We start from the raw sequence: 25,659 nt of genomic DNA, 5'->3' as shown, positions 1-25,659 counted from the left end.
GGAGCGGTCACAGTGCAGCGCTGGCGTGGCTTGGAGGACATCCCCCAGGACTGGGGGCGCAGCGTCGTCACCATCGGCTCCTACGACGGCGTGCACCGCGGACACCAGCTGATCATCGGCCGGGCCGTGGAGCGCGCCCGTGAGCTGGGCGTTCCCTCCGTCGTGGTCACCTTCGACCCGCACCCCAGCGAAGTCGTCCGCCCCGGCAGCCACCCCCCGCTGCTCGCCCCGCACCACCGCCGCGCCGAGCTGATGGCCGAGCTCGGCGTGGACGCGGTGCTGATCCTGCCGTTCACCGCCGAGTTCTCCCAGCTGTCGCCCGCCGACTTCGTCGCGAAGGTCCTGGCCGACCGGCTCCACGCCCGGACCGTCATCGAGGGCCCGAACTTCCGCTTCGGCCACCGGGCCGCCGGGAACGTCGCCCTGCTGACCGAGCTGGGCGCCGCCCATGACTTCACCGTGGAGGTCATCGACCTCTTCGTGAGCGGTGAGGCGGGCGGCGGACAGCCCTTCTCCTCCACGCTCACCCGCCGGCTGATCGCCGAGGGCGACGTCGCCGGAGCGGCCGAGATCCTCGGCCGGCCGCACCGGGTCGAGGGCGTCGTCGTGCGCGGTGCGCAGCGCGGGCGGGAGCTGGGCTTCCCGACGGCCAACGTGGAGACCCTGCCGCACACCGCGATCCCCGCCGACGGCGTCTACGCCGGCTGGCTGGAGGTGGACGGGGAGTCGATGCCCGCCGCGATCTCCGTGGGCTCCAACCCCCAGTTCGACGGCACCGAGCGGACCGTCGAGGCGTACGCCATCGACCGCGTCGGCCTGGAGCTGTACGGGCTGCACGTGGCCGTGGACTTCCTCGCGTACGTCCGCGGGATGCTGAAGTTCGACACCGTCGACGACCTCCTGGTCGCGATGGCCGCCGACGTGAAGCGGGCCGGCGAGCTGACCGCCGCGTACGCCCGCACCCGCTGACGCACCCCTCGCCCGCCCGGCGCACCCACCGGCGCGACCCGCCGCGGCGGGCCGGGGCCTCAGGGCCCGGCCCCACCGCACGCCGCCGCCCAGTGACACGCCACCTGGGCGGCCCCGCCTCCGTTCAGCACCGGCAGGTCCACCGTGCGGCACGCGTCAGCGACCCCCGCCCGCTCCGCCTCGCCCGACGCGAGGACCTGGCAGCGGACGTGGAACCGGCAGCCCGGGGGCACCTTCGAGGGGTCCGGGGGCTCACCGGCCAGCACGATCGGCTCTCCCCGCGCCTCCGGCAGGACGGACAGCAACGCCCGCGTGTAGGGGTGCCGGGGAGCCGTGAGCAGCTGCTCCACCGGCCCCGTCTCGACGATCCGGCCCAGATACATCACCGCCACCCGGTCCGCGATGTTCCAGGCGAGCCCCAGATCGTGGGTGACCACCAGCGCGGAGAGCCCCAGCTCGTCGCGCAGCCGCAGCAGGAGCGCCAGGATCTCGCCCCGCACGGAGGCGTCCAGGGAAGCCACCGGTTCGTCGGCCACGATCAGCTCCGGCTTCAGCACCAGCGCCCCGGCGATCACCACGCGTTGACGCTGACCGCCCGACAGCTCGTGCGGGTACCGCAGGAAGAACCGTTCCGGCGGACGCAGCCCCGCCCGCGCCAGAGCCTCGCTGACCGCCGCCCGCTCGTCCCCGGCGTACCCGTGGATGCGCAGCCCCTCGGCCACCGCGTCGTAGACCGTGTGCCGGGGGTTGAGCGAGCCGCTGGGGTCCTGGAGGACCAGCTGCACCCGTTTGCGGTACGCCTTGAGGGCGCGGCCGGTGGCGGCGAGCGGTGCGCCGGCGAAGGTGACGCGCCCGGAGGCAGGCGGGACGAGGCCGAGCAGTGACCGGGCCAGCGTCGTCTTGCCGCAGCCCGACTCGCCGACCAGGGCGACGATCTCCCCGGGCCGGATGTCCAGGTCGACGCCGTCGACGGCACGGGCCGTGGCGGCCCCGCGCCGGCCGGGGAAGGCGACCTTCAGCGCCTCCGCGCTGAGCAGGGGAGCGGTGGCGGCCGGTGGGGTGGTGCTCATCAAGGGCTCCTCGTGTCGTCGGCGGGCGCCTTTCCGGACGCCGACGGCGCCGGCGGCGCGCCGTCCGGGCCTGCCTCCACCAGCACGCAGGCCGCCCGCCGCCCGTCGCCGGCGTCCCGCAGCCGCGGGTCGTCGGCGGAGCACGCGTCCAGCGCCACCGGGCACCGCGGGTGGAACGTGCAGCCCTGGGGCAGCGCCGCCGGGTCCGGCGGGTCGCCCGGCAGGCCGCGCGGGGCGTGCCGGGAGGAGAGGTCCCCGATCCTCGGAAAGGCGGCGGAGAGCGCCTTGCCGTACGGGTGCCGGGCGTCCGCGTACACCTGCCGGGCGGGACCCTCCTCGACGACCCGGCCCGCGTACATCACCGAGAGCCGGTCGCAGGTGTCGGCGAGCACCGCCAGGTCGTGGCTGATCATGATGAGCCCCACGCCCTGGTCGGCGACGAGCGCCTCGATCAGCCGCAGGATCTGCGCCTGGATCATCACGTCCAGCGCGGTGGTCGGCTCGTCCGCCACGATCAGGCGCGGGTCGCAGGCCAGCGCCATCGCGATCATCACGCGCTGGCGCTGACCGCCGGACAGTTCGTGCGGGTACGCCGCGGCCCGGGCGGCGGGCAGTCCCACCTGTTCCAGCAGCTGCCCGGCGCGCTCTCTGGCGGCGGCCGGGGTGGCCTTGCTGTGCAGCAGAATCGGTTCGGCGATCTGGTCGCCGACGCGGTGCACCGCGTTGAGCGAGTGCATCGCTCCCTGGAAGACGATCGACGCGCCCGCCCAGCGGACCGCCCGCAGCCGCCCCCACTTCATGGTCAGGACGTCCTCGCCGTCCAGCAGGATCTCGCCTGTCAGACGCGCCGACGGGGGCAGCAACCGCAGCAGGGCGAGGGCCAGCGTCGACTTGCCGCACCCGGACTCCCCGGCGATGCCGAGCTTCTGCCCGGCCTCTACCCGCAGATCGACCCCCCGCACGGCGGGGACGCCGCCGCTCCCGCCGCCGTAGGTGACGTGCAGGTCCCGCACTTCCAGGAGCGGCGGGTCGCCGACGGGCGTGTTCGGGTCAGGAGAGGCGGACGGGTCCGGCTGTGTCGTGGTGGTCGTGGCGGTCAACGGGGCACCCCCAGCTTGGGGTTGAGCACGGATTCGATGGCGCGGCCGCACAGGGTGAAGGCGAGGGCGACCACGGCGATGGCCAGCCCGGGCGGGGCGAGGTACCACCAGTCGCCGGAGCTGACCGCGCCGGCCTCGCGGGCGTCCTGGAGCAGTCCGCCCCAGGAGACGATCGTGGGATCGCCGAGCCCGAGGAAGGCCAGGGTCGCCTCGGTGAGGATGGCGCCGGAGATCACCAGGGTGGTCTGGGCGAGCACCAGCGGCATCACGTTGGGCAGCACATGGCGCGACATGACGTGCCGGTGCCCGCCGCCCAGCGCCCGGGACCGTTCGATGTACGGGCGTGACTCGACGGAGAGCGTCTGCGCCCGTACCAGCCGCGCGGTCGTCGGCCAGGTCGTCACGCCGATCGCCAGGATCGTCGTCCAGACCGACCGGGACAGGACGGTGGCCAGCGCGATGGCCAGGACCAGCGTCGGCATCACCAGGAACCAGTCCGTGATCCGCATGATGACGCCCGCGTACCAGCCCCTGAAGTGGCCCGCGGTGATGCCGACCAGCGTGCCGATGGCCACCGACAGGAACGCGGCGAGCAGCCCGACCGTCAGCGAGACGCGGGTCCCCCAGAGCAGCAGGGCGAGCAGGCTGCGCCCGAACTGGTCCGTCCCGAGGGGGAACTCCCCGCTCGGCTCCTCCATCGGGCCGCCCGGCGCGTCGGTGACGCTCAGCGAGTCGGCGCCCACCAGCAGCGGGGCGGTCAGCGCCAGCAGGGTGATCACCGCGAGCACGGCGAGGCCGACGAGACCGGCCCGCTGCCGGCAGAACTGCCGCCAGAAGCGGAGCGCGGCCTGCCGCCGCCGGGCACGGGCGAGCGCCCGCGGGCTCTGCGTCCCCCCGGCCTCCGGCGTCCTGGGGGGCTTCTCCATCGAGGTCGTCATCGGCCCACCCGGGGATCGAGCAGTGGATAGATCACGTCGGCGAGCGTGTTCATCAGGATCACCGCGGCGGCGAACACGAAGAACAGCGCCTGCACCAACGGCAGGTCGGGCACGCTGAGCGCCTGGTAGAAGAGGCCGCCCAGGCCCGGCCAGGAGAACACGGTCTCCACCAGGATGGCCCCCGCGACCGTCGTGCCGAGGTTCACGAAGAGCAGGGTCACCGTGGGCAGCAGCGCGTTCGGGACGGCGTGCCGGCGGCGTACGAGATCGTCGCGCAACCCCTTGGCCCGCGCCGTCGTCAGGTAGTCGCTGCCCATCTCGTCCAGCAGGGAGGAGCGCATCACCAGCAGGGTGCGCGCGTACTCCACGGCGACGAGTGTGATGACGGGCAGCACCATGTGGTGGGCGACGTCGAGCACCCGGTCGAAGCCGGTCGTGGAACCGGACTCCATGCCGCCGGTCGGGAAGAGGCCGGGGAGCGGCCCGATGCCCACCGACAGCGTGATGATGAGGAGCAGGCCGAGCCAGAACGAGGGCACCGAGTACAGCGTCAGGGCGAACGCGGTGTTGGCGCGGTCCCCGGCGCCGCCGTTGCGCCAGGCGGACCGGGCCCCCAGCCAGATGCCGAGCAGCGTGTAGATGACGAAGGCCGTGCCGGTGAGCAGCAGGGTGGCGGGCAGCGCCTCGGTGATCTTGTCGACGACGGGGGCGCGGAACTGGTACGACGTACCGAAGTCGCCGGTCAGCGCCTTGCCGCAGTACTGAGTGAACTGCTGCCACAGCGGCAGGTCGAGGCCGAACTCACGGCGCATCGCCGCAAGCTGGCCGGCCGACACCTGACGGCCGCCGGTCATCTGCTTGACCGGGTCGCCGGGGATCAGCCGGAAGAGGAAGAAGCTGGTGACCAGGACGGCGAAGAGGGAGACGGCCGCACCGGCCAGCTTGCCCGCCGCGTAACGGGCGTAGGCGGCCGCCGCGCGGGAGCGCGGGGCGCGGGGCGAGGGCCCGGCCGGAGCCGGGCCGTCGCCCTCCGCGCCCGCCGCGCCTTTAGGCGGCGCGGGAGTGCTCTCAGTGCTCATGGACTATTCACGGTCTTCCGCGGTGGAGCGGCGACGCATGGCGAACAGGAGTCCGCCACCGGCGAGGACGACGACGGCGACCCCGGCCCCGACGAGGACCCCGGTGGAGACGCCGCCGGAGCTCGCGGCGGACGACGAGGAGGCCCCGGCGGCCGGGACGGCCGACCACCAGCTCCAGTAGCCGTCCTGGCCGTAGATGTTGCCCGCGGCCGAGGGCATGGTGGTGATGGACTCGATGTGGTCGGTGCGGTAGGCCTCGACGGCATTCGGGTACGCCATGACGTTCATGTACCCGGTGTCGTACAGCCGCGACTCCAGTTGCCGCACCAGATCCGCCCGCTTGGCGGGGTCGTACTCGGCCAGTTGCCTCGTGTACAGCTCGTCGTAGCGCTCGTCGCAGATGAAGTTGTCGGTCGTGGCCGACTGCTTCGCCCTGGCGGGCAGCGCGGCGCAGGTGTGGATCGACAGGACGAAGTCCGGGTCCGGGTTGACGGACCAGCCGTCGAAGGCCAGGTCGTACTCACCGGCGTACCAGGGGTCGGAGACGTTGTCGCGGCAGTCGACCCTCAGACCGATGCCCAGGTCGCCCCACCACTCCTGGAGGTACTTGCCGACCGCTTTGTCGTTCGGGTCGGTGGCGTGGCACAGGATGCGGAAGTCCAGCGGCCGGCCGTCCTCGCCGACCCGCTTGCCCTGACCGTTCTTCCGGTACCCCGCCTCGTCCAGGAGCGCGGCGGCCTTCGCCGGGTCGTAGGAGAGCTTCTGCCCCGCGGCGGGCTTCCAGAAGTACTCCGGGAAGCGCGGCGGGATGTAGCCCTCGCCCTCGACGGCGTGGCCCTGGAAGACCTTGTCGACGAGGGCCTTGCGGTCGACCGCCCTGAACAGGGCGTGCCGCACCTTCTGGTCCAGCAGCGCCGGGTGGCCGTCGCCGAACCGCCGGCCGTCCCTGGTGCGGGCCCCGGGGTTGACGGCGAGGGCGAAGAAGCGCCGGCCCGGGGCGTCGTTCACCTTGATGTCCGGGGCGCTCTCCAGCGAGGCGGCCTGGGCCGGGGTCAGGCTGGGGCTGCCCGCGACGAAGGACACCTCGCCCTTGCGCAGTGCGGCGACGGCCGCGTCCTGGTCCTTGTAGTAGCGGAAGACGAGCTCGTCGAACTTGGGCGCGCCGCGCCAGAAGTCCTTGTTGGCCTCCAGCTTCACGAAGCTGTCGACCTTGTAGTCCGTCAGGATGAACGGACCGTTCCCGACGACGGGGAAGTCCTGGTCGTTGTTGAACTTCGAGAAGTCGCCGACCTTCTCCCAGATGTGCCGCGGCACGATCGGCACGTCCAGCGCGGCCATCGTGGCCTGCGGTTTCTTCAACGTGATGACCAGCTTGTCCTTGCTGGGCGCGGTCACCTTCTCGAAGTTCCCGACGAAGCTGCCGTTGGAGGTCGCCGCCGCCTCGTCCGTCATCATCTTGTTGAACGTCCAGGCCGCGTCCTTCGCGGTGGCCTGGCGCCCGTCGGACCACCGGGAGTCCGACCGGATCGTGTACGTCCACGTCAGCTTGTCCGCGGAGGGCTCCCAGGCGGTGGCGAGCCCCGGGACGGCGTGGTTGTCCTGCGGGTCGTAGTTGGTGAGGAAGTCGTACATGAGCCGGTGGATGCTCGTGCTGAGCAGCCGCTGAGCGAGGAAGGGACTGAGCGAGTCGACGCTCTGCGCGACGGCGACGGTGAGCGTCGTCCTGCCGTCCTCCGCGCGGGCCTCGGCGGGCGCGGGGACGAGGGGACGCCCCGGAACGACGGACCCGGCGGTGAGCGCCAGGGCGGCCGCGCCGGAGGCCAGCAGGAGACGCGGGCGCCGGCGCGGCCGGGAGGAGCGGGCGGGGGCTCTTGTGACCATGGACGGTACCTCGCGTCATCACTCGCTGGGAGAAGGCGGGGAGATCTCTGGTGCGCCAGTTGGTGAAGCGAAGGTCTACCAGCGGTGGTCGGCCTCGTCAACGGTGTGTCAAACCGCGTGTGTGCTGCGGGAATACCCGAAGGGCCCGCACCGCGCGAGCGGTGCGGGCCCTCATTGGTCTCTACCTCTTTCGCCTCACTGGCCAGGCGCGGGCGGCGGCTGCGGAGGCGTCTGCTGCCAGTCCGCGGGAGGCATCGGGCCCGGCGGATCGGGCGGTCCGGCCGGGCCGGGCTGCCCGTCCGGCTGTCCCTGCTGTTGCGGTGCGCCCGCGCCGGGAGCACCCGACTGGGCCTGCGGGGGCCACCCGTTCCGTACTCCGTCGGACGTCGGCTGCGGAGGGTGGGGGTGCTGCGGCGCGCCCGGCTGACCGGCCCCCTGATATCCCCCGTACGGCGGCTGTCCGCCATGGTCCTGCGGAGGGTACGGCTGCTGACCGGGGTGCTGGGGCGGGTAGGGCGCACCGGGCCCGGGCTGCTGAGAGGGGTACGGCTGCTGACCGGGCACCGGACCGCCGGGCGCGGGGTGGCCCTGCCGGCCGGGCAGCGGCGGGGCGTACTGCGGCGGCGGGTTCTGGCCGTCGGAGGTCCACAGCCCCTGCTGCTGCTGAGCCCGCGAGAAGTCCTCGGCGACCAGCGCAGAGAGGCGGAAGTACGCCTCACGCGTCTTGGGCCGCATCATGTCCAGGTCGACCTCGGCGCCCGCCGCCAGGTGCTCGTCGAACGGCACGACGACGACGCCCCGGCACCGCGTCTCGAAGTGCTGCACGATGTCGTCGACCTTGATCATCTTGCCGGTCTCGCGGACCCCGGAGATGACGGTGAGCGAACGCTGCACCAGGTCCGCGTAGCCGTGGGCCGAGAGCCAGTCCAGCGTCGTGGAGGCGCTGGACGCTCCGTCCACCGAGGGCGTCGAGATGATGATCAGCTGGTCGGCGAGGTCCAGGACCCCGCGCATCGCGCTGTAGAGCAGCCCGGTGCCCGAGTCCGTGAGGATGATCGGGTACTGCTTGCCGAGCACTTCGATCGCGCGCCGGTAGTCCTCGTCGTTGAACGTCGTGGAGACCGCCGGGTCCACGTCGTTGGCGATGATCTCCAGCCCCGAGGAGGCCTGGGAGGTGAACCGCCGGATGTCCATGTACGAGTTGAGGTACGGGATCGCCTGGACCAGATCGCGGATGGTCGCCCCGGTCTCGCGCCGCACCCGGCGTCCCAGCGTTCCCGCGTCCGGGTTGGCGTCGATGGCGAGGATCTTGTCCTGCCGCTCGGTGGCCAGTGTCGAGCCCAGCGCGGTCGTCGTGGTGGTCTTGCCGACACCGCCCTTGAGGCTGATGACGGCGATGCGGTAGCAGGACAGCACCGGAGTGCGGATCAGCTCCAGCTTGCGCTGCCGCTCGATCTCCTCCTTCTTGCCGCCCAGCTTGAACCGCGAGGCCCCCGAGGGGTTGCGGCTGCTCCTGGCCTTCTGCTTTCCCCGGACCAGACGGTCGGACGAGAGCTCGACGGCCGCCGTGTACCCGAGCGGCGCGCCCGGCACGGACCGCTCGCGCTGATCGTGCGCGACCGGGGCGGGCCAGGCCGCGCCGGTACGGGGGTCGACCGGCTGGTGGGGTGCGCCGGGGCCGCCCGGCTGCTGCGCCGGGAGGTGCGGCTGCTGGTGCGGTGCCGGGGGCTGCTGGTACGGGCCGGGCTGCGGCGGACTCGTCGGGGCGTGCGGCGCGGGGGCGTGCGGCGCGCCCAGGGGCGGATACGGGGCGTTCGGATACTGCGCAGGCGCCTGCCCCGGCTGCTGGGGCGCGGGGGCCGGCGGTCCCGCCTGGGCTGAGTGCCCCGGCTGCGGCTGTCCCGGCTGACCCGGCGGTGCCTGCGGGAAGCCGTAACCTCCGTGGGCCCTCTGCGGGGGCAGATGCGGCGGGAAGCCGTAGCCGTCCGCGCCCTGGGGGGTCTGGGGGTGGGCCTGCGGCGGCAGCGGTGCGCCCTGGCCGGGGAAGGGCTGGGGCGGCTGCGGGGCCTGGGGCGGCTGGTGGGGTGGCTGGGGGGCCTGAGCCGCGTGCGGGAAACCGTAGCCGGCGGCTGAGCCGTGCGCCGGGCCGGGCGCGGGCCACTGCGCCGCGGGCTGCGGAGCGAGGGGCTGCGGAGCGGCCGGCTGGAAGGCGGGAGGCAACGGCGGCAGTGCGCCGCCCTGGGCGGGCGGGGACCACGGGGCCGGCGCGGCGGCGTCCTGCGGGGTGCCCGGCTGCGGGGCGCCCGGGCCGGGCGCCGGCGCATCCTGCGGCAGGGCGTCCAAGGCAGTGGCGTCCCGTGGGCCCGCTTCTGCCGCGGCGTCGGGAGGCACGTCGGAGGTGTCCGCGTTCCCGGACGCGTCTGCGGCGTCGGAAGACGCGTCGGTGTCCGCGGGGCGCGGGTCCGCACCCAGGGCGGCTGAGGTGCCCGCGTCCGTCCGGGAGCCTGCGTCCGCACCGGAGGCGGAGCCCGCGTCCGCGGCAGCGTCGACCGGGGCATCCGTGCCGGGGGCGGGGCCCGCACCGGTGGACGCGCCCGAGGCGGGACCGGCGCCGGCGGAGGGGGGCACGTCCGTGCCGGAACCGGACGAGGCGGAGGTGGCGGAGAGGGTGGACGAGGCAGCCGCACCGCTCTCCGGGCCGAGGGTCGCGGCGCCGGCTCCACCGGCCTGCGCGGCCCCGGCGGAGCCCGCGGCGTCGCGCTCCGCGATCTCCCGCTGGAGCGCGGCCGGGGAGAACCGCATGGTCGCACCGCTCTCCACGTCCCCGCCGCCGAACGGGCCCGGATCGCCGGACTCCTGCGCGGAGGCCTCCGAGACCGACTGCGCTGCCGGAACGGCGGGGGAGGGCTGCGCGTGCGGCGTCTGCGGGACGGCGGGCGCCGCGGACGGGGTCTCAGGGGCCGCCTGGCCTTCGAGGGCGCCCGGCCCGGCGGGAGTCGGCGGCGCGGGGGCCCGGTCGGGGGCGAAGCCACCGGGGGCCGGCAGGCCGGGCGCGGCCACGGGCGCGCTGGGGGGCGTCAGGTGCGAGCCCGCTCCCCCCGACGAATCGCCCGCCGCGTTCTGCGTGTACCAGGCGGGAGGGGTGTAGTCGATGGTGAACTCACCCGTCATCTCGGCGGAATCCGCGTCGGACGACTCGTCGACGGGCATGTCCCATCCGCCGTGGGTCTCGTCCCGATCGCCGTTCACTTTGCCTCCTGGTGTGGTCGAGCACCCTTGTGCCGTGGTGGGTGGGGGCGCGACCGTTCCCGATGTACCGGTCCGCCCGGCTCTCCCCCTTGCGACGCGCATCACCTGCTCGCAGGTTCTCTGCCGCGCCCCCACCCACCCTAATCGCCGTCGCGTGAACTCAGGCAGGGCGTTCGCCCTCGCTCTGCCTCTCCCTCACGTCCCCCGCCGACGGTGTGCGGGCATCGGTCACCGGGGTGAGCAGCCGTCATCGGCACGCGTGCGCACGGGTCCGTGACGCGTCGGCACGCGCAGAAGGAGAACCGGGGCCCGGCGCGGAGATGAGGAGGACGAGCGGGCGCCCACCGCCCGAGTCCCTCTCAGTCCATCCTGCGTGCGCTGCCCAGCAACCCCGTCTCGGCATCCGTGGCCTGCGTCATCACGAACTGCCGGTCCCGGCCGGCGCACCACAGCGTGACGCCGTCGGCCAGCGTGGACAACGCCTGCGACTCCGTCGACGACAGGTTCATGATCCGGCCGATCAGCGCCGACTCGTCCGGGGAGACCCGCTGGACGCCCACCAGCGCCGACTTCTTCATCAGGCGCGGCGCCACCGGGCTGAGGTAGGGGAGCAGCGTCACCACGGACTGCCACGGCCCCGACGCCACCCGGCCCCGGGGCGGCCGCATCCCGCAGTCGCGGACGACGACCACCGGGGAACCGGCCGAAGCGCCCTGCGGCGGCACCCGGCCGACGTCGTGCAGCGAGATGCACGGCTGCCCGCCGCCCGCGGCCTGCGCGAGGGAGGTCCAGGCCTGGGCCCGGCCCGTCTCCACCGCGATCCGCGCCCCGGTCCCGGCGGCGCGCAGGGCCAGCACCTGTGCGGTCCAGAGGCCGCCGATCAGGGTGACCTCGTACGGGGTGGGCCGGTTGATGCCCAGGACCGCGGGCCGGCCCTCGGCGTCGACCCCGATCACCGCGCCGTCGTCGCCGACCGGCAGCCCCAGCGAACCCAGTTCGTCCAGGGAGACCGTGTGGCGGCCGCGGCGCGGGCCGATCAGCCCGAAACCACGCCGGGCCCGGCCGCCCGGAGCCGTCGAGCTGCTCGGAGTGGACATCAGTACCTGCTCCCGTGCGTTCCGGTGACGATGACCGCGCGACCCCCTGCGGGGCTCGGCGCGGGGCCCCGTGCCGCTGCGCTCCGCTCGCCCGCCGGGCCAGGTGTTTGCACCGCGGTGCCCGGCATCAGCGGGCCCCGCCCAGCGGCAGGGTGGCCAGGACCCCGGGCAGCTGCTCCCGGTCGAGCCGCACCAAAGAGGTCTTCACGCCCCGGGCGGTCCGCTCCAACTCGTGCCGTGCGGTCAGGAGTTCCTCGTCGCTGCCGCCGGTGATCCGGACATGGCCGGTGACCTCGACCTCGGACCGGTCGCCCCGGCCGAGCGTCAGGCTGAAGGTGGTGGCCAGCGCGGGAAGCGAGGTGAGCAGCGCCACCAACTGCGGCATCGACGCACCCCCGCCGCCCAACCGGGGCCAGCGCGCCACCCAGTACGTGGTGTGCCGCCGGTCGTCGCAGCGCCAGGTGCGCGCCGTCTCCCGGGTACGCCGCCCCGGCGTCTCGGCGCGACTGGCGTGCGTCATCGCCATCGGGCTGACGCACGCGGAGGTGGCGATGGCCCCGGTCAGCTCCTGCTCGGTGAGCACCGTCGCGCGGAACCCGGCGCCGGTGAGCCGGCTGGCCAGCTGATCGGCCACGCGCACCGCGCACTTCTGCGCACCGACGACTCCGCCGCCGCGCGCCGCCACCGCCTCCGGGCACAGCTCCGGGTCGACCTTCAACGCGATCCAGGTGATTCGCAGCGCCGGAGACCCGGTCCGGGCCTGCAACGGCGCGTAGTTGCGCGCCGCGACGGACTGCGGCGGCAGGTGCGGCGCGGGGGCCGGCTGGGTGTGCTGGACGACCTGCGCGGACTCCAGCCGGATGCCGTCGACCTCCAGGACGTCCTTGACCAGGGCCAGCGGAAGCGGGCGGGCCGAGCGGTCAGGCCGCAGGGCGGTGGCGTCCGACTCGACCCGGACGACGGTCGTGAGAAAGGTTCCGTCGCCGATCATCCCGACCGGCCGCCGGTCGCGGTCGCTGAACGAGCTGGTGCGCAGCGCCGGATCGCACTCGACCGCGGGGGCGAGGCCCGGTTCGACGTCCGGCGGAAGCGTCAGAGCGGCCGCCCGGCGGGTACGCGCCCGCAGGGCGATGACCGTGCTCAGCCACTCCGGCAGCGAGCGGCGGTGCCTGCGGACCACGGCCAGCAGGACCAGCACCGCGGCGAGGGCCCCGACCGGGACGAGCAGCAGCGGCTCGATCACCCAGGCGGAGAGCAGCAGACCGGCGGCGACTTCGAGGAGGACGAGCTGTTGCAATCGGAACGAACCGAAGGGGCCGGCCCGTCCGTTCAGCCGCGGGGCGGCCGTCCGGCCGGCCCCGGCCTGAGCGTCGGCCGGGCCCTCGGCCGACGAGCGCGAGCCCCGGCGTCGCGACGGCGGCTCCCCTGTTCCGCGGGACCCCGGAGGAGCCCCGCGCCCGGCCTGACGTGTCCGCGTTGCGGAAACCATCATTCCGGCATTCCCCCGTTCGTAAGGCCCCAAGTCAACCCGATCGCCCCTGCCCCGCCGGGGGCTTGGGGGCTGGATCACCCTACCCGGCCCCTGGGCGCCCGGCGTCAGCAGGCATAGTAGGGGGCCGGTCCGGCAGCAGGTCCGGCACCGGGGTCCGGCACGGGAGCGAGGGGCGTCCCCCTCCCTGGCCGCGCGGGGAGACACGGGAGACGGACAGACTCATGGCATCACGGCGGGACGAGCTCAACGCGTACACCTTTGCGAAGAAGCGCACGGTCGCCGCCTTCCTCCAGCCGTCCGCCACGGGCACGGAGGAAGGCGCCCCCCGCCCGCTCCGGGCCGTCGTCCCGAGCCTGATCGTCGGCGCCCTGATCCTGGCGGGCTTCGGCGCGTGGGGCATGTTCAAGCCCACCGCCCCCAAAGGGTGGGACAAGCCCGGCACCAAGGTGATCGTGGGCAAGGACTCCACCACGCGGTACGTGGTGCTCCCCACCGGCAAGGGCAAGAACCGCAAGAACCTGCTGCACCCGGTGCTGAACCTGGCCTCGGCCCGGCTCCTGCTCACCCCGCAGCAGTTCGGGGTCGTCCAGGTCGCCGACAAGGTCCTGGACGCGGGCAGGCCGCCGCGCGGCCCGATCCTCGGCATCCCGTACGCCCCCGACCGGCTGCCCGACATGAAGGACGCGGGCACCGCCAAGCGGTGGGCCGTCTGCGTGCAGCCCGGGGGCAAGGGCAACACCGTGCAGAAGGCGGCGTTCGTCTTCGCCGGACGCGACGACCGGCTCACCGAGGGCGAGAAGCGGCTCAGCGGCGGACAGGTGCTGTACGTCCAGGGACAGAAGAACAAGGCCCGCTACCTCGTCGACGCTGACGGCGTCAAGTACCTGGTCGACGAGACCGCCGCCGACAACGGCCACCTGACCACCGCCCTGGTCGGCAGCCGCACCCCGCAGCCCGTCACCGACGACTGGCTGGCGACCCTGCACGAGGGCAGCCCCCTCGCCTTCCCGGAGATCCCCGGCGCCATCGGTGCGCCGGCCGGTGTCCAGGGGCAGCTCTCCGACGAGGAGAACCGGGTCGGCATGGTGCTGAAGACCCGTACGGGAGAGGGCACTCAGCATTACGTGGTGCTGGAGCGCAAGGCCCAGCCCATCTCCGAGTTCACCGCCTGGCTGCTGATCAACTCTCCGCAGACGGCGCTGCTCGACCTGGACAGCGAGGCCCGCGCGGTGGGCCTCCAGGACTTCGTCCCCGACGCGAAGCCGTTCGCCGGTCAGGCCCCCCGCTGGCCCGAGCGGAAGGCGGTCCAGGTCAACTCGACCGGGGGCGGGGACAGCCGGGACACCGTCTGCAACGTGCTCACCGACGTCGACGAGCGCGGGCGCACCACACTGGCCACCTGGGCCGGCGCCGCCTACCCGGCCGACATCGGCGCCGCGGGCACGAGCACCTACGTCACCCCCGGCAGCGGGCTCCTCTACACCCAGACGCGGACCGGGCAGACCCGCCCGGACGGATCGCTGTTCCTGGTGACCGACACCGGACTGCGCTACGCGGTGCAGGCCAACGGCGACAGCGACGCCGAGCGCTCCGACATCGGCGCCGGAGGCCGGAAGACCCAGGACGGCCGGCCGGAGCCGAGCCAGGCCCAGATCCGGCTCGGTTACGAGAAGGCCACACCCGCGCTCGTGCCGATCGAGTGGTCCCAATGGCTCTCCAAGGGGCCCCGGCTGGACACCAACAGCGCCCGGCAGCCGCAGGGCTCCTGAGCGCCCGCGCGCCCGGCGGCCCGTGCGGCCGGGCGCCGCACCGTACGACGCCGTACCCATCGGGGGAGAGGACAAGATGTTGGACCGGAAGACGGCACGGCTCCCGGTGGCGGCGGCCGCCGCGCTGGCGGTCCTGGCCGCACCGCACGCCGCCCACGCCGTCGAAGCCTCGCGCGGCGGCTCGGGCCTCGGCATCGACGGCAGCGGCGAGTGCTCCTTTCCCATGAAGAAGCAGTTCGAGGGCCGCCCCTGGGCGCTCCAGCGCGTCCTGCTGGACGAACTGTGGCAGGACACCAAGGGCAAGGGCGTCCGCGTCGCCGTCATCGACACCGGCGTGGACAACGCGAACCCGCAGCTCAAGCCCGCGGTCGACACCCGTGCCGGGCGCGACCTCCTCAAGGGCGGCAAGGCCGACGGCACCACCGACGAGATCGGCCACGGCACGAAGGTCGCCGGCATCATCGCCGCACGGCCCGCCAAGGGCACCGGGTTCGTCGGCCTGGCCCCAGAGGCGACCATCATCCCGATCCGCCAGAACGACGAGAAGAACAGCGGCAAGGACACCACCATGGCTACCGCGATCGACCACGCGATCGCCGAGGACGCCGACGTCATCAACATCTCGCAGGACACCACCAAGCCGCTGACCCCCGACTCCGCCCTGGGCGCAGCCGTGGCTCGGGCGATCGCCGCGGACATCGTGGTCGTCGCCTCAGCGGGCAACGACGGCATGGACGGCAAGCAGAAGAACACCTACCCGGCGGCCTTCGACGGGGTCCTCGCCGTCGCCTCCTCCGACCGCAACAACGAGCGGGCGCCCTTCTCCCAGGCCGGGGAGTTCGTCGGGGTCGCCGCCCCGGGCGTCGACATCGTCTCCACGGTCCCCGGCTTCGGCCAGTGCACCGACAACGGCACCAGCTTCTCCGCCCCGTACGTCGCCGGGGTCGCCGCACTCCTGGTCGCCAAGTACCCCTCCTGGGAGCCCGCGGAGATCATCGCGCGGATCGAGCAGACCGCGGAGCGCTCCGTCGCCGGCCACGACCCGTTCGTCGGCTGGGGCGTGGTCGACCCGGTCCGCGCCCTCGCCGGCGACGAGGACGACGTGCCGATCGCCTCCCCGCGCCCCGACCCGCCCCTGCCGAAGCCGCCGGCCCCCGAGCCCGCCCACCTGGCCATGACCGAGACGTCGCAGGAGCGCAGCGAGCGCTACGCCACCTACGCGCTCGCCCTCGCGGCGGTGCTCGTCTCGGTCGTGGCGGGAACCGCGACAGTCGTCCGCGACGTCCGGCGACGGCGCGGTCCGCGTTGAACGGGCGACGGGTGAGGTACCTCTCTCCGGCCGGAACCCCGGTTGGGGCGAGATGCCGAAGTGGCTAGGGTGGGAGCAGACTTCACGTGTGTGATGGGGGAACGAGAAGTGGCCGAGTCCGATCCCGGACGCGGGAAGAACGCCGCGCGCCCCGGGGACCTGCCCGAACCCCACTCCTGATCCGGATCACACGGGGGAATGAGAACGCCTGCCCGCGCCGCGTGGGCGGGCCCGGACACTGAGAGAGAGGACCCTCGGATGAGCAGCCCCGCAGCCGGGTTCGGACTGGCCGACGATCCGGTCGTCAAGGCACAGAACAAGATCATCGAGACGGCCAACGCCGTGTCCCGGCAGTCCCGCGAACTCTCCGACATCCTCGCCACCGCCGGCGCGGGCTGGACGGGCGTCGGCGCCGCGGGATTCACGTCCGCACAGATCAAGGTCAACGAGGACCACGACACGATCCGGCGCCTGCTCCAGGTGCTCATGAACGCCGTGGGCCAGACCAAGAACCTGAGCAACGCCAACGACGAAGAGGTCTACGCGGCCTTCAACGCGGCCAAGAACGACTCGGCCCTCAACGGCCTCTGAGCCGTTCCGCCCCCTTCCTCACTTCACGGCACACACGGGAGAGCACTGATGGCCGGAGATCCGAACAACACCAGGGTCAGGTACGAGAGCGTCCAGGAGATGGCGAACCGCATCCGCGTGGTCTCGAAGAACATCCTCACCGACCTCCGCGAGATGGACGACGCCCTCAAGGTCGTCACCAGCACCTGGGACGGTGAGGCCCACGCGGAGTACGTCGTGCTCCAGGGCAAGTACAAGGGCCGCGCCGAGGACATGCAGCAGCGCCTGGAGATGGTCGCCAAGATCATCGAGAACGGCAAGGACAGCTACCGCACCACGGACGTCAAGTCCTCGCGGCTGTTCACCGAGGCGTACTGACCCGCCCGCGCCCGCGCGCGGACGGCCGAGAGGGGCACGCTCCACCGTGAGCGCGCCCCTCTCGTGAGTCCTGCCGCCTACTTCAGGTCGAACTCGCCGTCCCGCGCCCCCAGGACGAAGGCGGTCCACTCGGCCTCCGTGTAGCGCAGCACGGTGTCCGGGTCCAGCGAGGACCGCATCGCCACGGCTCCGCCCGGCAGATGCGCGATCTCCACCCGCTCCTCCGCGTCCTCCGTGCCGGGGGCGCTCAGCCACTCCACCCCCGAGATGTCGAGTGCGTACAGCTCGTCCTTCTCCTGCTGAGTGCCCATCAGTTGCCTTTCTCTCGCGCGTGGGGGACGTGCTCCTCGCCCGTTGCAGATTATCCCCGTCCAGCGGTGCCGGGGGCCGGGTCCGGGAGGCTCGGCGGAGCGGCGCCGCGGCACGGGGCCCGCCCCGCGGCGGGTCACACCGCGCGCAGCACTCTCAGCGCCCGTGAGGCGGTGTGCGAGGCCAGGTTCAGGCACGTGTTCTCGGCAGCAGAGAGACCGGCCGCGTCGAGCATCACCGCGCACTGCCGCTCGACCACGGCGACGTGCTGGGCCTCCGGTGCTCGTGCGAGCGTCCGCTGCCAGGCCTGTTCGATCCGCTCGGCGACGGAGTCCTCTCCGCCCTTCCGCTCCTCCGCCCTCGCGACCAGGTGCCGCGACACGGCGGCGTCCCAGTCCCCGGCGTCCTGGGGGGAGAGCCCGTCGTGGACATGGGCCGCCACCCCGTCGAGTTTGCCGAACGCCCGGGCTCCGACACTCCACCTCAACTCCTCGGAGTCCGGGGAGAGGGACGCCAGTCTCCGGGCCTCCCAGGCGGTCTGCGCATCACGGAGGATCGCGTACGCCTCCGGGTCCGCGGACACGGCCCTGATCACCCGTATGAGCGAGTCGTCGTCCACCGCCATGTGATAGCCGTCCTCGGCCTTCCACGGACCGCGGGAGAACAGGCTCTCCCGCGCGTAGACGGAGTCCGCCGGATCGGTCAGCAGTACGGAGACATCCTCGTAGTGGGCCATGGCCCGGGCCAACGGCAGCCGCAGGGCCTGGTCCAGGTCGAGCCGCTCGCTGCTGCGGACGGCGTCGTCGGCGGCCAGCAGGATGTTCTTCATCGCCGCGGCGGCCTTCTGGCTGTGCCCGCCCGCGGCGGCGCCCGCGTTGGCGTCCGGGGCGGCCGCCTCCCGCATCGCCCGGCCCAGCTCACCGCACCCCATCCCCGGCCGGTACGCGTCGCCCAGAGCCGTACGGACCCTCGGGTCCCCTCCCAGCCCCGCGCAGCCCGCCGCCCCCCGGTCCGCCCCCGGACCGAGGACGAACCAGCCGCCCGCCGCCGCGGCCGCCACCACCGCGCCGACGGCCAGAGCCGTGACGACCCGTCGCGCCTTCGTGCCCCGAGGGCCTCGCGGTCGTTCGTCCATCTCTCCCCGTTCCTTTCTCGCCGACGCGACGGACCTCCTCAATTGGTCGTGTCCGTCAGGTATTTGTGGGCGAGGTTGCCGCCTCGGTCCAAGCCGTTGTAAATGGTGTCCTTGAGGTCTTCCGTCTTGACCGCGTCGCCGTCGGACCGGCCGGCCGCCCAGCCGTCGATGGTGTCGTTCGCCTGGATCGTGGCCTTGAGGTAGTGCTCGGCGATCTTGCCATTGGCCTCGGTGTCCGCCTCGCCCTTCATCTGGTTGCCCCACTCCCAGGCCCACGTGTCCACACCCCGCTGGAGCATGTCGCCGATGGGCAGAATCCTTCCTCCGAGGGTGAGCGTGGCAGGAGTGACCGCTCCACCGACCACGTGATAGGCGACTTTCGCCTTCCAGTCGGCCTCGCTGTAGGCGTCCATACGGTCGTCGTTGATGACGTCCTCGCGGATCGCCGTATAAGCGCCCAGGACCGAACCCGCCTTGCCCCACTTGCCGTCCTGCTCGAAACCGGTGGAGCCTGCGGGGACTTCGTCGAGCAGGTTGTTGAAATGCCTGGCCTCGGCCTTGTGGAGGGCGGCGTAGGCGTTCGGGTCCTCGGAAAGTCCCCGCATCACCTGGATCAGCGATTCCTGGGAGGCGGCGAGATGGGCGCCCTCCTCGTCCACGAAGTAGCCGTCCTGGTCCGGGTGGATGTACCGCTTGTCCATGGTCCCGATGATCTCGTGCGTGTCGGACGCGTACTCCGCCAGCGCGTTGGCCACGGGGCCGCGGATGTTGGCGGGGACGCTCGCCTCGGTGCCGTCCTTCTCTCCCGGGGAGCTCTGCTCGATGATCGCGTTCATGACCCGGGCCTGCTCTTCACTGTGCCTCGCTCCGGGCCAGGGGTCCTGTCCCGGCAGCAGGGGTTCGCGTCCGGTCGCCGCGGCCTCCAGGGCCAGGCCCAGCCCCATCCTGCTGCTCGGATCGTCGAACGTGGTGACCCTGACCCCCGGCACGTCGATCTTCGGCCAGTCACGGGAACCCTCGCCACGCCCCACCAGGTATTCCATATGGGTGTTGTCGACGTGGTTCTTCCCCGTACCGACTCCGTCCGGATCGAAGAACGCGGTGGCCGCGTCCGGGTTCTTGCTCATCACTCCCAGAAGCCCGTCCAGAGGGTCGGACTCTATGCCGTCGTGGGCGGCGCCCCACTGACGGAAGTACTGCGGGGACTCCTTGTCCAGGGCGATGAGGTCGTGGCCCAGTTCGTAGAGGAACTGGTCGTCGAACTCGGTGTCCGCGTGCTGCATCACGCTGACGAACGACTGGTATCCGTAGACCGGATGTGTCTCCTTGCCGAAGTTCTCCGTGCCCGCCTCATCGAGCTTGTCCGTCCATTCCCGGTAGAACGTGCCCTTGTCGGATTCCACCCACTTCCTGAAGGCGTCCGAACCCGGCGGGGCGTCCTTGATGCTCCCCGGCACCCGGGTGGCGGTGGCGACGGAGTCGGCCAGTCCCTTCTGGATCTCCAGGTATGAGGACGCGTTCTTCTTGTCCGAGTCGTAGGCGCGGTCGTTGAGCTTGTCGTTGACCTTGATCAGCCCGCCCGGGCCCAGGCTGTTGAGCAGCGCCTGCGCGTAGGCCTTGTCATGGCTGTTGTCCCGTACCGAACGCTGGAACTCCGCGATCTGGGCCGCGGACACCTGGTCGCCGTTGTTGATACGCGTGGCGATGTCCGCGGTGTTCTCCGCCTCGTACGCCTCGATGTCGTCCTTCGCCCGCCCGTTGAACCCGGTGCCCGGCGTGCCGTCGTTCTTGTCCCCGTACCCGTCCTTGGAGACGGCCTCCAACGCGATCTTCACCCCCTGGTCCGCGTCGTCGATCGCCTTGACGCAGTCGTCGAGCGCTTTCGACCAGGACGCCACGGCCTTGCGTATGCTCTCCGCGTAGTCCGGATCGTGCCGGGCGGCGGAGCGTTCGCCCTCGGTGAGCGCCTCGTAGTCGAAGCCGACGACGCCCGCCTCCGAGACCCTCATCCCCGCCTTGATCGCCGCGGCGCGCTGGTTCTCCAGGTTCTTCTTCAGCCGTACGAAGTCGTTGTGCGCGTCCCGCAACAGCGAGGCGATGGCCTTGGCCTGGGTCTGCGCGGCGGCGTACTCGTAGCGGGTGGCGGCGAAGTTGAGTCGCGCGGTGCCCGCGCTCAGCCCCGTCCAGGACGGGCCGAGCGTGATGCGCTGGACGCTGTCCTTGTACCGGTTCTCGACCTTCTTGATCTCCGCGGCCATGTCGTCCCACTTGTCCGCGGCCGTGGTCAGTTTGCTCAGGTCGGTCGTCATGACTTCGCTGTAGGTGAGCATGTATCCCCTTGATGCGGTGTTCGTCGATTCGGGGCGGGGCGGCCGGACACGGACCCGCCCGACGGCGGTGGCTGCCCGGCCGGGCCGAGCCCGCGGGCCCCGGTGCGGCGCCGGCGAGCTGCCCCCGGCCCGGGCGGCGCCGCACGGAGCGGTGGCCGGCCTCCCCCGGCCTGGAGGCCTCCTCCCGCTCGGGACGGCGGGCCCGTGTGCTGCGGCCGCCGGCCCGGCCTGGTCCGACGGAAGGACCTGGTGCCGCGACGGCGCCGGGCGCCCAGACCGCCGTCAGGTCCCGTCGAGAGCGGAAGTCCCCGGCCCGTAGGGGGACGTGAGGAGCGGAGTGAACTGGGACCGGAGATCCAGTTCGAGCCCGGCGACGTTGTTCGCCGTCCCGCTCAGCCCGTCTCTCTCGGTGCGCAGGCGGCCCATGAGGGTCTGCACTTGCCGGTCCCACGTCTTGCCGAGCTTCGTGATGGCCGGCCCGGTGAGCCAGTCGGCGAACTCGGTGGCCGCTGCCTTCGACGACTCGTCCGCGTCGTTCATGGCGCTGCCGGTGCTTCCCAGCAGCTCGTTCTCGATGGTTCTGGCCGCCGCCGCCTTCTCCGCCGGAGTCGAGGCGAGATCCTTGTCGCCGACACCGGGCGAGGCAGCCCCGTCCCCCACACCGTTGAGACGTGTGCTCGCGGCCTGCCGCTGCGTGGCCTCCGCCCGCAGCTGGGACCACTCCTCGTCGAAACCCATCACATTCCCCGTTCCGTTCCCTGGCCGGTGCGGGCCCCNCCCGCACCGCTGTGTCACCGACGAGCGGCGCCGGCGGGCAGGGGCCCGCACCGCCCGACATCTCAGCGCTGCTCCGGAAGCCGCCCGATCTGCACCATCGGCGTCCCGCGTCGCCGCGAGGCGAAGTAGCCGCGGCCCGGCGGCATCGGATGGCCGCGCACCGGACCGATGAGTTCGCCCTCGCCCGGGTCGCCGGACAGCACCACGCCCTGCGCCCCCAGCTCCTTGACGCGCTGCATGAACCCCTCGTACATCGCGCGCGACGCACCCGCCGAACTGCGCGCGATGATGAACCGCACCCCGGTGTCCCGGGCGAAGGGCAGGTACTCCGCGAGCGGCGCCAGCGGGTTGCCCGCGTTCGTCGCCACCAGGTCGTAGTCGTCCACGATGATGAAGATCTGCGGGCCGGTCCACCAGCTGCGGTCGCGCAGCTGCTGCGGGGTCACGTCCGTGGGCGGCTGCCGCCGGGAGAACACCCCCGCCAGCGCCTCCATGTGCATCTGCAGGGAGCTCGCCATCGGCGCGTACTCCAGCAGGTGCTGCTCCGGCAGCGCGCCCAGCAGTGCGCGCCGGTAGTCGCCGACGACGAGCTTCGCCTCGTCGGGGGAGTAGCGTTCGGCGATCTGCTTCGCGATCAACCGCAGCAGATTCGTCTTCCCGGACTCGCTGTCACCGAAGACCAGGAAGAACGGGTCCGTCTCGAAGTCGACGAACACCGGCTCCAGCGCCGTCTCGTCGATGCCGATGGCGATGCCCCGCTCCGGGAACTCGAAGCCCTTGGGCAGCTGGTCCGCGGGCATCACGCGCGGCAGCAGCCGCACGGCCGGGGCCGGATCGCCCGACCAGTTGTCCCGCACCGTGGAGACGAACGCCTCCGTGCCCTCCGAGAGGTCCGACGCGTCACTGACCGCGTCGATACGCGGCAACGCGGCCATGAAGTGCAGCTTCTCCGCGACCTGGCCGCGACCCGGCACCCCCGCCGGGACGTTCGCCGCGACCTTGCGGTCGAACTCCGAGTCCATGGTGTCGCCGAGACGCAGTTCGAGCCGGCCCAGCATCTGGTCCTTCAGCGCCGCCCGCATCTCCATGTAACGGGCCGCCGTGGCGACCACATGGATGCCGTAGCCCAGTCCGCGTGAGGCGAGATCGGTGACGGCCTGCTCCAGCATCTCGTACTCGGTGCGGAACGCGCTCCAGCCGTCCACCACCAGGAACACATCGCCCCACACCTCCCCGGGCAGCTCGCCCCGGGCACGCTTGCGCCGGTAGGTGGCGATCGAGTCGATGGAGTGGGCGCGGAAGAACTCCTCACGCCGGTTGAGAATGCCGACCACCTCGGCGACCGTGCGCCGCACCCGCTCCGGGTCCAGCCGCGAGGCCATCTGGCCCACGTGCGGCAGCTCCTCCAGCGCCACCAGCCCGCCACCGCCGAAGTCCAGACCGTAGAACTGCACCTCCCGCGGAGTGTGCGTGAGCGCGAACGACGAGATCAGGGTCCGCGCCAGCGTCGACTTGCCGGACTGCGGACCACCCACGATCAGCAGATGCCCGGCCGCACCGGAGAAGTCCCGGTACAGCACCTCACGCCGCTGCTCGAACGGCTTGTCGATCAGCCCCAGCGGCACGACCAGCCCGCCCGGCCGCGAGTACTCGGTCGACGTGAACCCCCGGTCCGCCGTCGGCGCGAGCCCAGGCAGCAGTTGGTCCAGCGTCGGCGCCCGGTCCAGCGGCGGCAGCCACACCTGATGCGCCGGCACCCCCTGGCCCTCCAGCCGCCGCACGATCACGTCGAGCACCGTGTCGGCCAGCGCGTCGTCCTCCGCCCGCGCCCGCGCCGCCTGAGCGGCCACATGCTCGGGGTCCGGCGCCCGGTACACCACCGGGACCGGAGCGGCAGAGAACACGGCGGGCCGCCGCTCGACCGGCAGCTGACCGACCGACAGATCGGGGCCGCTCGTCCGGTAGGTCCCCGACACGTACGCCGCCTTGAACCGCGTCATCTCGTCCGTGCCGAACTTGAGGTAACCGGAACCGGGCACCGACGGCAGGTGATAGGCGTCCGGCACGCCCAGCGCCGTACGGGACTCCGCCGCCGAGAACGTCCGCAGCCCGATCCGGTACGAGAGATAGGTGTCCAGACCTCGCAGCTTGCCCTCCTCCAGGCGCTGCGATGCCAGCAGCAGGTGCACCCCCAGCGACCGGCCGATGCGGCCGATCTGGATGAACATGTCGATGAAGTCAGGCTTGGCGGTGAGGAGTTCGGAGAACTCGTCGATCACCAGCACCAGCGAAGCCAGTGGTTCCAGCGCCGCGCCCGCGGCCCGCGCCTTCTCGTAGTCGTGGATGTTGGCGTAGTTCCCCGCCGACCGCAGCAGCTCCTGCCTGCGCTGGAGCTCCCCGCGGATCGCGTCGCCCATCCGGTCCACCAGGGTCAGGTCGTCCGCCAGGTTGGTGATGACGGCCGCCACGTGGGGCATCTGCGACATCCCCGTGAACGTCGCACCGCCCTTGAAGTCCGCGAGCACGAAGTTCAGCGTCTCGGAGGAGTGCGTCACCGCGAGCCCGAGCACCAGCGTCCGCAGCAGCTCGGACTTGCCCGAACCCGTCGCACCGACACACAGCCCGTGCGGCCCCATGCCCTCCTGCGCCGCCTCCTTGAGGTCCAGCATCACCGGCTCGCCGCCCTCACCGACCCCGATCGGCACCCGCAACCGTTCCGAGACCGACCGGGGGCGCCAGGTGCGCGCCACATCCACCGAACCCGCGTCCCCCAGGTTCAGCAGGTCCGTGAAGTCCAGGTTCGCCAGCAGGGGTTCGTCGTCGCCGCCCCCGCCGGTGCGCAGCGGCGCCAACTGCCGGGCCAACGCCTCGGCGGCCGGCAGCGACATCGCGTCCGGCACCCCCTCGTACGCCAGTCCCGCCCCCGACTCCAGCCGCAGGGTCCCCGGCCGCACCACCACGGACAGACCGCCGCGCCGCTCGTCCAGTTCACCGGAGACCACCTCCACGATGGTCACCCCCTGCATCCCCTCGGCCGCGGCGAACAGCGAGTGGGGCGGCACCGTCCCGCCGTCCAGGACCACCACGATGTGCGGCTGGTCCAGCACCGGCCGGCTCTCCCGCCCGAACCGCGGCCGCCCGTCCAGCCGGCCGGCCAGCAGCGACTCCAGCTCGCCCAGGTCGTCCCCGAACAACCGCTTCGTGCCGGCCCCGTCGATCTGCCCGGGCGCCTGCGTGTGCGGCAGCCACTTCGTCCAGTCCCAGCGCCCCACCGCCCCCGGGGCCGCCACCACCGCGACCACCAGGTCCTCGGGGGAGTGCAGCGTCACCGATTGCGCCACCATCGCACGCGCCGTCGCCTGCGCCGCCTCAGGATGGCCCGAGACCGTCACGTGGTAGAAGGCCCGCATCGAGACCGCCATCGGCAGCCCGTCCAGCGAGCCGTGCACCGCCAGGAACCTCTGCATCGCGCCGGCGCACATCGGCTCCAGCTCGTCGACCGGCGCGGTCTCCGGCGCGATCAGCGGCGTCGACAGCTGCTGCGCGCCCAGCCCGATCCGCACCTGCGCGAAGTCCTTGTCGCCGACCCGCCGTTCCCACAGCCGCGAACCCTCCGCCACCACCGACCACAACTGCTCCGGGGACGGGTGCAGGTACAGCTGGACGTCCCGCTGCCTGCGCGCCGTGCGGCGCACCGTCCGCCGTGTCTGGGCCAGGTACTTGAGGTAGTCGCGGCGGACGTCCGCCATTTGCCCCTGCGTACCGCGGCGATACCGGACAAGCTGGGCGACCACCATGCCGACCGTCGAGACGAGCATCAGGACCCCCATGATCCGCATGAACGGCGGGGCCTGCGGGGAGAAGAAGAAGACCACGGAGGACCCCATGCCGAGCACCGGCAGGATCTGCATCAGCATCCCCTCCTGCTGCCCGCGCGGCAGCTCCGGAGGGACCTCCAACGTCAACGCGTCCACCGGCACTTCCGGCGGCAGCGACCGTGGAGGTCGTTTCACGACGATCTGGCTCACCGGAACATCAATCCCTCGATACGGACGGGCGGAAGGCCGGTCCTGATCCGCACCGACGCCCCCGTGGCTGCGTGCGCGCGTAACTTCCGTCCGCGCGACGGAGATCCTACGTGCCGGGCGCTTCCGCCCCTCCCGGTAGGGTGGCGCGCGCACCGTGCGCAACCGCGAATCAGGGGGAC

General features: G+C 72.6%; 18 protein-coding genes. 5 read left to right on the top strand and 13 right to left on the bottom strand.

Annotation, left to right across the window (positions count from 1 at the left end):
• The first annotated feature begins 12 nt into the window (after positions 1 to 12).
• Entirely contained in the window at positions 13 to 969 is a 957-nt protein-coding gene (locus V9U70_RS07695) for a bifunctional riboflavin kinase/FAD synthetase (RefSeq protein ID WP_336673723.1), read from the top strand.
• Positions 970 to 1,028: 59 nt separating this feature from the next.
• Here V9U70_RS07695 and V9U70_RS07690 read toward each other — a convergent pair whose 3' ends face one another.
• The 8 genes from V9U70_RS07690 to eccE all read right to left on the bottom strand — a co-directional run bounded on the left by V9U70_RS07690 (position 1,029) and on the right by eccE (position 12,872).
• Positions 1,029 to 2,039, bottom strand: coding sequence for an ABC transporter ATP-binding protein (locus tag V9U70_RS07690; RefSeq protein WP_336673722.1), 1,011 nt, complete (start codon positions 2,037 to 2,039; stop codon positions 1,029 to 1,031).
• On the bottom strand, positions 2,039 to 3,139 hold the full coding sequence (locus tag V9U70_RS07685; protein ID WP_336673721.1) for an ABC transporter ATP-binding protein: 1,101 nt from the start codon (positions 3,137 to 3,139) through the stop codon (positions 2,039 to 2,041). The genes V9U70_RS07690 and V9U70_RS07685 overlap by 1 nt, the downstream gene beginning before the upstream one ends.
• On the bottom strand, positions 3,136 to 4,077 hold the full coding sequence (locus V9U70_RS07680) for an ABC transporter permease (protein ID WP_336673720.1): 942 nt from the start codon (positions 4,075 to 4,077) through the stop codon (positions 3,136 to 3,138). Before V9U70_RS07680 ends, V9U70_RS07685 begins: the two co-directional genes overlap by 4 nt.
• Positions 4,074 to 5,156 (bottom strand): ABC transporter permease, encoded by a 1,083-nt coding sequence (locus V9U70_RS07675; RefSeq protein ID WP_336673719.1) that lies wholly within the window; start codon positions 5,154 to 5,156, stop codon positions 4,074 to 4,076. The genes V9U70_RS07680 and V9U70_RS07675 overlap by 4 nt, the downstream gene beginning before the upstream one ends.
• A 3-nt stretch (positions 5,157 to 5,159) precedes the next feature.
• Positions 5,160 to 7,037 (bottom strand): ABC transporter substrate-binding protein, encoded by a 1,878-nt coding sequence (locus V9U70_RS07670; RefSeq protein ID WP_336673718.1) that lies wholly within the window; start codon positions 7,035 to 7,037, stop codon positions 5,160 to 5,162.
• A gap of 195 nt (positions 7,038 to 7,232) precedes the next feature.
• Positions 7,233 to 10,286 (bottom strand): SCO5717 family growth-regulating ATPase, encoded by a 3,054-nt coding sequence (locus V9U70_RS07665; protein WP_336673717.1) that lies wholly within the window; start codon positions 10,284 to 10,286, stop codon positions 7,233 to 7,235.
• 359 nt (positions 10,287 to 10,645) lie between these two features.
• Complete coding sequence (locus V9U70_RS07660) at positions 10,646 to 11,383, bottom strand: hypothetical protein (RefSeq protein WP_336673716.1); 738 nt, start codon at positions 11,381 to 11,383, stop codon at positions 10,646 to 10,648.
• Between the two features lie 127 nt (positions 11,384 to 11,510).
• Positions 11,511 to 12,872: a type VII secretion protein EccE gene (gene eccE / locus V9U70_RS07655; protein WP_419723950.1), complete on the bottom strand. Its 1,362-nt coding sequence runs from the start codon at positions 12,870 to 12,872 to the stop codon at positions 11,511 to 11,513.
• Positions 12,873 to 13,096: 224 nt separating this feature from the next.
• On the opposite strand from eccE, the gene eccB reads away from it, so the two are divergent.
• From eccB to V9U70_RS07635, 4 genes are all read left to right on the top strand, one after another.
• Positions 13,097 to 14,644: a type VII secretion protein EccB gene (gene eccB, locus V9U70_RS07650; RefSeq protein ID WP_336673714.1), complete on the top strand. Its 1,548-nt coding sequence runs from the start codon at positions 13,097 to 13,099 to the stop codon at positions 14,642 to 14,644.
• A 76-nt stretch (positions 14,645 to 14,720) separates the two neighbouring features.
• On the top strand, positions 14,721 to 15,953 hold the full coding sequence (gene mycP, locus V9U70_RS07645; RefSeq protein ID WP_336673713.1) for a type VII secretion-associated serine protease mycosin: 1,233 nt from the start codon (positions 14,721 to 14,723) through the stop codon (positions 15,951 to 15,953).
• A gap of 258 nt (positions 15,954 to 16,211) precedes the next feature.
• Positions 16,212 to 16,544, top strand: coding sequence for a hypothetical protein (locus V9U70_RS07640; protein ID WP_336673712.1), 333 nt, complete (start codon positions 16,212 to 16,214; stop codon positions 16,542 to 16,544).
• A gap of 48 nt (positions 16,545 to 16,592) precedes the next feature.
• Positions 16,593 to 16,901 carry a WXG100 family type VII secretion target gene (locus V9U70_RS07635; protein ID WP_336673711.1) on the top strand — a complete coding sequence of 103 codons (309 nt, stop codon included), beginning with the start codon at positions 16,593 to 16,595 and terminating at the stop codon, positions 16,899 to 16,901.
• A 77-nt stretch (positions 16,902 to 16,978) separates the two neighbouring features.
• Here V9U70_RS07635 and V9U70_RS07630 read toward each other — a convergent pair whose 3' ends face one another.
• The 5 genes from V9U70_RS07630 to eccCa form a co-directional block, all read right to left on the bottom strand.
• Positions 16,979 to 17,212: a DUF397 domain-containing protein gene (locus V9U70_RS07630; RefSeq protein ID WP_336673710.1), complete on the bottom strand. Its 234-nt coding sequence runs from the start codon at positions 17,210 to 17,212 to the stop codon at positions 16,979 to 16,981.
• 134 nt (positions 17,213 to 17,346) lie between these two features.
• The gene (locus tag V9U70_RS07625; RefSeq protein WP_336673709.1) at positions 17,347 to 18,345 is read right to left on the bottom strand and encodes a hypothetical protein; all 999 of its coding nucleotides are present in this window, start codon (positions 18,343 to 18,345) and stop codon (positions 17,347 to 17,349) included.
• Between the two features lie 38 nt (positions 18,346 to 18,383).
• Entirely contained in the window at positions 18,384 to 20,675 is a 2,292-nt protein-coding gene (locus tag V9U70_RS07620; RefSeq protein ID WP_336673708.1) for a DUF6571 family protein, read from the bottom strand.
• Between the two features lie 282 nt (positions 20,676 to 20,957).
• Complete coding sequence (locus V9U70_RS07615; RefSeq protein ID WP_336673707.1) at positions 20,958 to 21,413, bottom strand: hypothetical protein; 456 nt, start codon at positions 21,411 to 21,413, stop codon at positions 20,958 to 20,960.
• Between the two features lie 101 nt (positions 21,414 to 21,514).
• Positions 21,515 to 25,480 carry a type VII secretion protein EccCa gene (gene eccCa / locus V9U70_RS07610; protein WP_336673706.1) on the bottom strand — a complete coding sequence of 1,322 codons (3,966 nt, stop codon included), beginning with the start codon at positions 25,478 to 25,480 and terminating at the stop codon, positions 21,515 to 21,517.
• Positions 25,481 to 25,659: the final 179 nt, after the last annotated feature.

It is taken from the genome of Streptomyces pratensis (genome assembly GCF_037137275.1).
Lineage (GTDB): Bacteria > Actinomycetota > Actinomycetes > Streptomycetales > Streptomycetaceae > Streptomyces > Streptomyces pratensis_B.
This window is presented reverse-complemented; position numbering and strand designations above follow the sequence as displayed.

What these genes read in the sequence shown, in the direction of transcription:
- V9U70_RS07690 (WP_336673722.1), bottom strand. Translation starts at nt 2,039, where the DNA reads ATGAGCACCACCCCACCGGCCGCCACCGCTCCCCTGCTCAGCGCGGAG.
- V9U70_RS07680 (WP_336673720.1), bottom strand. Translation starts at nt 4,077, where the DNA reads ATGACGACCTCGATGGAGAAGCCCCCCAGGACGCCGGAGGCCGGGGGG.
- V9U70_RS07675 (WP_336673719.1), bottom strand. Translation starts at nt 5,156, where the DNA reads ATGAGCACTGAGAGCACTCCCGCGCCGCCTAAAGGCGCGGCGGGCGCG.
- V9U70_RS07670 (WP_336673718.1), bottom strand. Translation starts at nt 7,037, where the DNA reads ATGGTCACAAGAGCCCCCGCCCGCTCCTCCCGGCCGCGCCGGCGCCCG.
- V9U70_RS07660 (WP_336673716.1), bottom strand. Translation starts at nt 11,383, where the DNA reads ATGTCCACTCCGAGCAGCTCGACGGCTCCGGGCGGCCGGGCCCGGCGT.
- eccE (WP_419723950.1), bottom strand. Translation starts at nt 12,872, where the DNA reads ATGGTTTCCGCAACGCGGACACGTCAGGCCGGGCGCGGGGCTCCTCCG.
- eccB (WP_336673714.1), top strand. Translation starts at nt 13,097, where the DNA reads ATGGCATCACGGCGGGACGAGCTCAACGCGTACACCTTTGCGAAGAAG.
- mycP (WP_336673713.1), top strand. Translation starts at nt 14,721, where the DNA reads ATGTTGGACCGGAAGACGGCACGGCTCCCGGTGGCGGCGGCCGCCGCG.
- V9U70_RS07640 (WP_336673712.1), top strand. Translation starts at nt 16,212, where the DNA reads ATGAGCAGCCCCGCAGCCGGGTTCGGACTGGCCGACGATCCGGTCGTC.
- V9U70_RS07635 (WP_336673711.1), top strand. Translation starts at nt 16,593, where the DNA reads ATGGCCGGAGATCCGAACAACACCAGGGTCAGGTACGAGAGCGTCCAG.
- V9U70_RS07630 (WP_336673710.1), bottom strand. Translation starts at nt 17,212, where the DNA reads ATGGGCACTCAGCAGGAGAAGGACGAGCTGTACGCACTCGACATCTCG.
- V9U70_RS07625 (WP_336673709.1), bottom strand. Translation starts at nt 18,345, where the DNA reads ATGGACGAACGACCGCGAGGCCCTCGGGGCACGAAGGCGCGACGGGTC.
- V9U70_RS07620 (WP_336673708.1), bottom strand. Translation starts at nt 20,675, where the DNA reads ATGCTCACCTACAGCGAAGTCATGACGACCGACCTGAGCAAACTGACC.
- V9U70_RS07615 (WP_336673707.1), bottom strand. Translation starts at nt 21,413, where the DNA reads ATGGGTTTCGACGAGGAGTGGTCCCAGCTGCGGGCGGAGGCCACGCAG.